Annotated in this window: 5 protein-coding genes and 2 pseudogenes; 2 read left to right on the forward strand and 5 right to left on the reverse strand. The window is 65.9% G+C overall.

The annotated features are described in order from the left end of the window. The 3 genes and pseudogenes from BM249_RS20675 to BM249_RS20685 form a co-directional block, all read right to left on the reverse strand. Positions 1 to 868: pseudogene (locus tag BM249_RS20675) on the reverse strand (IS3 family transposase); the annotation flags it as partial. Between the two features lie 6 nt (positions 869 to 874). Then, a complete protein-coding gene (locus BM249_RS20680) occupies positions 875 to 1,684 on the reverse strand; it encodes an IS5 family transposase (protein WP_091975488.1) in 810 nt (269 codons plus the stop codon). Positions 1,685 to 1,723: 39 nt separating this feature from the next. Next, positions 1,724 to 1,915 (reverse strand): annotated as a pseudogene (locus BM249_RS20685) (transposase); the annotation flags it as partial. 381 nt (positions 1,916 to 2,296) lie between these two features. Between BM249_RS20685 and BM249_RS20690 the strand changes: the two are divergent. Further along, positions 2,297 to 3,388 (forward strand): HD-GYP domain-containing protein, encoded by a 1,092-nt coding sequence (locus BM249_RS20690; protein WP_244528894.1) that lies wholly within the window; start codon positions 2,297 to 2,299, stop codon positions 3,386 to 3,388. Positions 3,389 to 3,448: 60 nt separating this feature from the next. Here the strand turns inward: BM249_RS20690 and BM249_RS20695 are convergent, their stop codons facing one another. Both BM249_RS20695 and BM249_RS20700 read right to left on the reverse strand, forming a co-directional pair. Next, the gene (locus BM249_RS20695; RefSeq protein ID WP_177232479.1) at positions 3,449 to 4,735 is read right to left on the reverse strand and encodes a diguanylate cyclase domain-containing protein; all 1,287 of its coding nucleotides are present in this window, start codon (positions 4,733 to 4,735) and stop codon (positions 3,449 to 3,451) included. A gap of 265 nt (positions 4,736 to 5,000) precedes the next feature. Then, positions 5,001 to 6,479 (reverse strand): methyl-accepting chemotaxis protein, encoded by a 1,479-nt coding sequence (locus BM249_RS20700; protein WP_091975491.1) that lies wholly within the window; start codon positions 6,477 to 6,479, stop codon positions 5,001 to 5,003. 445 nt (positions 6,480 to 6,924) lie between these two features. Between BM249_RS20700 and BM249_RS20705 the strand changes: the two genes are divergently transcribed. Beyond that, the gene (locus tag BM249_RS20705) at positions 6,925 to 8,043 is read left to right on the forward strand and encodes a PAS domain-containing protein (protein WP_091975492.1); all 1,119 of its coding nucleotides are present in this window, start codon (positions 6,925 to 6,927) and stop codon (positions 8,041 to 8,043) included. The last annotated feature ends 487 nt before the right edge of the window (positions 8,044 to 8,530 follow it).

An 8,530-nucleotide genomic window follows, 5' to 3' on the forward strand; every position in this document is an offset into this window, starting at 1 on the left:
ACGACGCTGGCCTCCTTGAGGGTGTAGAACACCTCGCCGTTGAGGAGTTCATCCCGCAGCTTCGCGTTGAAGCTCTCGCAATAGCCGTTCTCCCACGGACTGCCCGGCTCGATGTAGGCGGTTGTCGATCCCACCGCCGCGATCCAGTCCTGAACGGCCTTGGCGATGAACTCGCTGGCGCGGTCCTTCGGTTCCGGCCCGTTGTCCGAGCGGATATGCCCCGGCACCCCGCGCAAACTGAACAAGTCCGAGAGTACATCGATCACGTCCAATGCCTTCAGCTTACGAGACACGCGGATGGCCAGGCACTCGCGTCTGAACTCGTCGATGACGTTCAGCATCCGGTACTTGCGTCCATTGTGCGTGCGGTGCTCGACGAAGTCGTAGGACCAGACGTGGTCAGGTCGCTCGGGCCGTAAGCGAAGGCAGGAGCCGTCGGTGAGCCAGAGGCGTGCCCGCTTTGGCTGGCGAGCCGGGACCTTGAGCCCTTCGCGCCGCCAGATCCGTTCGACGCGCTTCACGTTCACCGTCCAGCCGTCACGTCGGAGCAGGGCCGTGATCCGACGGTAGCTGTAGCGTCCATACTGCAGCGCCAGGGCGACGATGGCGCCCGTCAAAGCGGCTTCGTCCTCGGCCAGGACAGCGACCTTGCGCTGGGTCGAACGATGTTGGCCCAGGACACGGCAAGCGAAGCGTTCGGACACACCGTGCTCGGCAACGACGAAGTCGACACAGGCCCGGCGGCGAGCCGGGCTCAGAAGTTTTGCTGGCGCTACCCTTCGGGTCCCGAGGCGGCCTCCTTCAGGATGAGCTTCTCCAGGGGCAGATCGGAGATGGCTCGACGAAGGCGCAGGTTCTCGGTCTCTAAAGCGTGTTATGCACTTGTCATAAGCTTTCCGGCCTGCTTGAGCATGACGCAGACGAAGGCGACCATGTGTGGACCAGCTAACGTGCTGGCGTAGCGCTCGTAATCCTTGACCAAACGCCGACAGCGGGTGGCCCAGGCGAAGGAGCGCTCAACAACCCAACGGCGCGGCAGCAGCACGAAGCCGCGCTTGGCCTCGGGTGCCTTCACGACCTCCAGATCGATGCCGTGGGCGCTCGCAGCCGCCGCCGGCTTGGGGCCGGAATAGCCCTGGTCTACGAAGGCCAATTCGACGCGGTCACCCGTCTCCGCCTGAACCTCCGACGATAGCCGGCCGACCTCGGCCCGGTGGTCGGTCCTGGCGGGCGTCACGTGCAGCGCCACGACGTGGCCCGGCGTGTCCACCGCCAGATGCACCTTCGAACCCCGCTTGCGCTTGGCTCCGTCATAGCCCGCCCGCTCGCCGCTCTCGGGCGAGGAGCGCAGCGTCCGGCTGTCGAGGATCACCGCCGAGGGCTCAGACTCCCGCTCCGCCGCCATCCGCAGCACCGCCCGCAGGTCGCCGGCCACATCCGCGAAGCTGTCGGCCGACAGCCAGCGCTGCGTCTGTTGGTAGACGGCCGCCCACGGCGGCAGATCGTGCGGCATGAACCGCCACGGCGCCCCCGTCTTCACGATGTAGCGCAGGCCGTTGAACACCTCGCGCAGCTCGTGGTCGCGCTGGGCCGAGTCCTCCCGCAGGAGCGCGAGGTAGGGCGCCACCAGCGCCCACTCTTCATCGGACACGTCGGACGGATAGGCGGGGCGATCGGTCGGCATCACCCTCAACGCGACGCCCACCAATCAGTTCATAACACGCTCTAGAGACTTCAGCCGCTTGACCTGGTCACCCTTCAGACCGCCGTACTCGGAACGCCAGCGGTAGTACGTGACCTCAGTCACCTCGATGGACCGGATTGCTTCAGCAACTTTGCGGCCCTGCGAGACCAAGACATCAACTTGGCGCAACTTGGCGACGATCTCTTCAGCCGTATGCTTCTTCCGTCCCATGAAACATCCTCCACATGGCTCGTAGCCATACCTCAGGGAGGACCACTTTTCAGGAGGCAGGCCAAGATGGATTGACCAGAAATAGGAACACGTGATCGGGGCCGGATGGGGGAGGGCGAATCTTGACCCCGTTCAGCCTGAATGACGTCCGCCACCGTGTTAACCACCGCCATGCCGCCGGGCAATTTGAGGTCACGGCAGAGCTTAATCTGAAATATTTTCTTTCACGATTGCGGAATTTTGGTTAATTTGAGCAATATGATGTCATTTACCTGCCGGTAAAACCATTGAATACCCCCTTCTTTCATCCATCAAACGCAGAACGCCATAGTACGTTTAGGTCTACCCTACGCTCGAACTTACGACGAGATTGGTACGACTGTGGCCGCCATCCTTGTTCTCACCGATACGCCGACCCGGTGCCGCTGGATGTCCGGTGTCCTGAAAGGCTGGGGCGAGCCCGTGGTGGTCGATCTCCTCGATCCGGCTGAGCCTGTGATGCTATCGGCACCGGGGCGCGTCCTGGCGGTGATCGGCGACACCTCTCTCTCGCGTTCGATTTCGGTCGCCAGCCTGTACCGGCATCTCGGCCGCCTCGGCCCGAACCGGCCGCCCTTCCTCTGCCTGATGCATGAAGATACGCCCCGTGCCCGTGCCCAGGCCCAAGCGCTCGGCGCCGACCGGATCCTCCGGGCCGACGATGCGGCTTGGTCCCTAGGGGCGTCCCTCGACGGCCTCCTCGCCGGGGTGCCCGGTCTGGACAACGTCCGGGCGACCATGGCCGGTGCCGTCGCCGCGGATGCGGTCCTCACCCGCATCCTCGATCGCGGACGGGCGGGAACGGCCCCGACGCCGGAACAGGTGACGCACGGCGCCGAGATCGTGCTGACCGCTCTCGGCCAAGCCGACGTTCGGACCTGGCTCGACGTGGTGTGGCGCTTCGACGATGCGACGCACCAGCACTGCCTCCTCGTCGCCGGTCTGGCGGCCGGCTTCGCCCGGCACCTCGGCATCCGCGAGGCCGATTGCCGGCAGCTGACGCAGGCAGCCCTCCTGCACGACCTCGGCAAGACCCGGATCCCCCTGTCGGTTCTCAACAAGCCCGGTCTCCTCGACAACGAGGAGGCGGCGGTGATGCGGACACACACGTCCATCGGCTACGACATGCTGCGGGGGGGCGATCATTCGGAGGCGATGCTCGCCGTAGTGCGCTCGCACCACGAAGCCCTCGACGGTTCTGGGTATCCGGACAACCTCCGGGCTCACCGGATCCCCGACCTCGTCAGGATGGTGACGGTCTGCGACGTGTTCGCCGCCCTGATCGAGCGCCGTCCATACAAGAGGCCGCTCGGCGGCGACGAAGCCTATGCCATCCTGCGGAGCATGGCTGGAAAGGTCGATCTCGACCTCGTCCGCGCGTTCCAGCCCTTGGCCGAAATGGCCGCCGCTGCCGTCTTTGTGCGGGTGGCGTGACGGGAGAGCCAGCCGCGACGTTTCCCCCGCCGTCGCCGGGCGAGTCCGGCGCGGGCGATCTCAGGCCGAGGGCGGGCGCAAGCGTCCGCCCTCGGCCTTGGCCCGGTACAGGGCCCGATCCGCGACCCGATAGACCGCGTCGGGATCCACGCCGTCGTGCGGCACGAGGGCGAGGCCGATGCTGACCCCGATCTCCACCGGGTGTCCCTCGATCTCCAGGGGGGCGGCGATGGCCTCGGCGATGCGCTCGCTGAGGACGCGGGTGTCGTTGGTGCCGGTCGCTCCGATCTGGATCACGACGAACTCGTCGCCGCCGAGGCGCGCCACGGTATCCTCGGTCCGCACCACGGATCGCAGCCGATCCGCGACGATCATCAGCAGGGCATCACCCGCGGCGTGGCCGAGGGTATCGTTGACCGCCTTGAACCGATCGAGGTCGAGGCAGAGCAGGGCGAAGGGAGGGCCGCCACGCTTCACCCGTGCGATCTCCTGGAGGAAGCACTCCTGGAACTGCATGCGGTTGGGAAGGCCCGTAAGGGGATCGTGCCGCGCGAGATGCTCGCTGCGGCACTCGGCCAGTTTCCGGACGGTGACGTCGAGGGTCAGTCCGACCACCCAGTCTGCCTCGCCCGCCGGTCCGGTCTCGACCCGTCCGATACAGCTCAGCCAGTGCGTGTCGCCCGTGGGCAGGGGAATGCGGAAGTCGGAGACGAACGTCCCCCGCGCCGCGATGGCGCCTTCGAGATCCGCCAGGGTCCGGGCCGCGTCGTCCGGATGAACGAGGGGTTGCCAGTCCTGCCGAAGGTCGACTTCGATCTCGGCGTCACCGAGGCCGTGTTGCCGCGCCATCTCGGCCGAGAGGAGCGCCCGACCGCTCGCCACGCTGTAGTGCCACGTCCCGGCATCGGCGGCCTTCAGGGCGAGGTCGAGGAGCAGCGAATGCTCGGCGAGGCGCTCGTGCATCCGGCGGAGCTCGGTCTCCCGTTCGAGCTCGGAGGCGAGGTGACCGCGCTGGTCGAGCAGGGCCCGCGCGGCGGCCTCCGTCCGCGTCAACTCTGCCACCGCCCTCTGCATGAGGTGGATCAGCAGGATGTTGATGCCGACGACGGCAGCATAGAGCCCCAGGGCCGTGAGGACGGTCTCATCCACCGCGAACGTGTGCAGGGGTGGGATGAAGAAGTACCATGCGGCGAGCCCGGACAGGGTCGCGCAGACGAGGCCGGCCACGGCCCCGCAGAGGTAGGTCGAGAGGATAACGGCCGGAAAGAAAGTGAGGAAGGGAAAGCCGGGCGGCAGGTGCGGATGAATCGCATCGCGCACGAAGAATGCCGCGAGGAAGGCGGTCACGCCCGCCGGGATGGCGACTCGCGGCTGGCGATAGGGAGGGACGGACAGGGGTGGCGTTGAAAACGGTTCGGTTCGGCCCCGGGAAGGGGGCTTGCTCGCCGCGAGCCGGTCGGACGCCTGCCGCGTTTCGATGTCGGTCAAGGGGCGCTGGTTCCTGCTTGCCGTTTCGAAATACGTCCCAAGCCCGGAATGCCCCACGAAACGCGCGACCCTGGATGGTTCTCGTCCTCGAGCCATGGTGCGGCGGCCGTCTCGTGCGGCGGGCTCAGGACGCCATGGCCCGGGAAGCCTCGCGGACCTGACGGGTCGAGGCGTCGACGGCCTGGGTCGAGGCGGCGATCTCGCCAACGTTGTGGCTGATCTCCATCACGGCGCTCGTCATCGCCTGCATGTTTCCGGACATCTCCTGGGCGACCGCCGCCTGCTGCTCGATGGCCGCCGCGATGGCGGCCGAGATCTGGTTGACCTCGGTGATGGTGCCGCCGATGTTCGTGATGGCTGCGGCGGCCTCGTTCGCCGCGGATTGCGTCTCGGAGATCTGGCTGCCGATGCTCTCCGTGGCCTTCGCGGTCTGGGACGCGAGGTTCTTCACTTCCGCCGCGACGACGGCGAAGCCCCGGCCCGCCTCACCGGCCCGCGCCGCCTCGATGGTGGCGTTGAGCGCCAGGAGGTTGGTCTGGCTCGCGATCCGATCGATGAGTTCGACGGCCTCGCCGATGCGTTGGGCCGCCGCCGCCAGGCCGGCCACCACCACCGAAGTGGCATCCGCCTGGGCGACGGCGCGGACCGCGACCTGAAGGGCGCGGGTGACCTGCTGGCTGATCTCACCGACGGAGGCCGCGAGTTCCTCGGCGCCCGCGGCGACGTTCTGGGTGTTGCCCGAGGCCTGCTCGGCGGCACTGGCGGCGCCCATTGCCTGCTCGGAGGCTCTAGAGACCGCGGCCGCGACGCCGTCGAGATCCCGGTCGATGCCCCGTTGCAGGGCGGCCCGGCGTAGCCGGTCCGTCACCGCCTCGGTGACGTCGGTGGCGAACTTGACGATTTTCACGAGCTGGTCGGAGGCGTCCCGCACGGGATTGTAGGTGGCCTGGATCCAAACCTCGCGGCTGCCCTTACCGATGCGTTTGTACTCCGCCTGCTGGAATTCGCCCCGCCGGAGGCATTCCCAGAAGGCGCCGTAGGCCGGGCTGCCCCGCTCGTCCGCAGCGACGAACAGGGAGTGATGCCGGCCCGTCACCTCCGGCAGGGTGTAGCCGACGACGGCGAGGAAGTTCGCATTCGCGGTGAGGATCTTGCCGTCGAGAGCGAACTCAATGATGCCCTGCGAGCGGTCGAGCGCGCGCAACTTGCCCTCGAAATCGGTGGTGCGCAGCTTCTGGGCGGTGATATCGACGGCGCACTTGAACACGCCCGTGGGCTTGCCGTCGCGTCCGAGGAGCGGATTGTAGCTCGCCTGGATCCAGACCTCGCGACCGCCCTTGCCGATGCGGCGGTACTCCGCCGCCTGGAACTCGCCACGGCGCAGGGCTTCCCAGAACCGGCGATACGCCGCGCTCTCCCGCTCGGTGGCATCCACGAACAGGCTGTGGTGGCGTCCCCGGATCTCGTCCAGGCGATATCCCAAAGCATCGAGGAAGTTTTTGTTCGCGGTGATGATATTGCCATCGAGGTCGAATTCGATGAGCGCCTGCGAGGCGTTGAGGGCGTTCAGCTTGGACGCGAGGATTTGATGGCCGAACAACATCTGGCTTCCCCTGGGCTGATGGACGGCTCGCCACCTTGAGGCAATCTCCGGGATTTCTGCTTAAGCAACGTCAAGAATGCCCGCCGAAGGCCCCGCACTGGGACGCATTTCATGACCCATGACGTATCTTTCCATCTCGCACAGAGAATAGAAGACCGACCGAGAGATGTTTCGTGTCATTTCAAGGAATTTTGGAAGGAACTCGGAGCGGGTGTCGCGAACAGGACGGCGTCCATCCTTCTGGATTTAATCGTCCCGCACAATGCGTTGCTGTCGTTTTCCCGCACGCTCAGGCCCCATTCCGATCGGCTCCAAGCGAAAATGCATTTTTTGTTTGTTTGTGTCCATTGGATCTGAGATGATTTATTGCTCTTAAGGGTTTAGATGCGTAAGTCCGACATGATTTGCCTCATGCCCCCTGGGCGCGGGAGGCCAGGGGAATCGAATGCCGACACGTTCGCTCATGCGCCCGACCGCCGTGCCGGATAGGGAGACCGCCCCGCGGGCCTTTTCCTCGCGGCACCTGCTCAAGCTCGTCGAGGATACGGGCAAGGTGGGGTTCTGGTCCGCGAACCTTGAATCCGAGCGCCTCGACGCCTCGCCCGGCTTCCATCGCATCTTCGGGCTGGAACCCGCCACGGAGCTGACCTTCAGCTATGCCATCGACATGATCCATCCCCAGGATCGGGCAGCCCACGGGGATCAGATCGCGGTGCTGCGGTCGGGCCAGCCGATCAGTCGCGAATTTCGCATCATCCGGCCGGACCGGACGCAGCGCTGGCTCCTCCACCATGCCGAGGTCATCATGGGGCCGGACGGCACGCCGAGCCACGGCATGGGCGTGGTGTTCGACGTGACCGCCCAGCACGACACCATGAGCGCCCTCCTGCAGCGGCACGACCGGCTCAACGCCCTCATCGTCGCCACCGCCGCCGTGTTCTGGGTCAACAAGTCGAACGGCGAGCCGAGCGAGATGCCCCAGTGGATGGAGCTGACGGGCCAGACCCATGCGCAGATGCAGGGGCTGGGCTGGCTGGACGCGGTGCATCCCGAGGACCGGCCCAGGACCCATGCGGCCTGGATGACGGCCGTCGAGCATACGGCTCCCTACAACACCGATTACCGCGTCCTGTGCGCCGACGGCATCTACCGATGGTTCAACGCCCGCGGCGCTCCCGTGCTCAACACCGACGGCTCCGTGCGGGAATGGGTCGGCGTCTGCCTCAACGTTCCCGGGCGCACCCGCTACGGCGCGTCCGGGGGCGCCGCCCGCGCCGCCGCGTCCGGTAACCCGGCCGCCGGTCCGGTCCCAGGCAGTGAGGCGATCACCCCGGGCCAGATCCGCGCGGCGCGCGCCTTCCTCGGCCTGTCGAAGGAGGATCTCGCCGGGTTGGCGAACGTCTCGATTTCGACGATCAACCGCCTGGAGGATCCGAACTCGCCGATCCGGACACGGGGCGAAACCGCCCTCGCGGTGCGCCGAGCCCTGGAAAAGGCCGGGATCGAATTCACTTTCGAGGACGGGGCGAGGACAGGCGTGCGGGAGGCAGGAGTGCGAACATAAATATTAACGACACCTGCATACCGAAAAGACCTGCCTCGGTCGTATTTTGTTTTGCATCATATTGATCGAATAACACAACTTGGGTTCAAGCGGTCGTTACAACACCATCTTGCACAGCGGCCAGCACAGTAGTTGCGCTGCGTCTCAAGCGAGAACCGGCATAGGGTCATGTCGTCGACCAGACGCTGGCGAAGCGAGCCGGCGGCAGAGGCGGGAACGGCCAGGATGGTCATGGAACCGGCTCCACTCGGATGAAGGGAACCGGGATCGTCCGCCCAGGCCGGGTAACGCTTAATCAGCGCAGAGCTGTCGTCTCAATCTGCAAACCTCGAAACTGCCACTCATCCCTCGCAAGCGGGTTCGTTCATCCACCCAACCCGGTCGTAGGTGACCTGGCCTGCTGCCGGTTTCACGGACACCCGATTTAGGTGTGATGATGAAGCCGGAGGTGCTCCATGCAGCGTCGCAAGTTCGGACGTGAGTTCAA

This window comes from Methylobacterium gossipiicola, from assembly GCF_900113485.1.
In the GTDB taxonomy this organism is placed as follows: Bacteria; Pseudomonadota; Alphaproteobacteria; order Rhizobiales; family Beijerinckiaceae; genus Methylobacterium; species Methylobacterium gossipiicola.

Excerpts from the sequence above, each read along its gene's own strand:
- BM249_RS20700 (WP_091975491.1), bottom strand. The coding sequence starts at position 6,479 with ATGTTGTTCGGCCATCAAATCCTCGCGTCCAAGCTGAACGCCCTCAAC.
- BM249_RS20705 (WP_091975492.1), top strand. The coding sequence starts at position 6,925 with ATGCCGACACGTTCGCTCATGCGCCCGACCGCCGTGCCGGATAGGGAG.
- BM249_RS20680 (WP_091975488.1), bottom strand. The coding sequence starts at position 1,684 with ATGCCGACCGATCGCCCCGCCTATCCGTCCGACGTGTCCGATGAAGAG.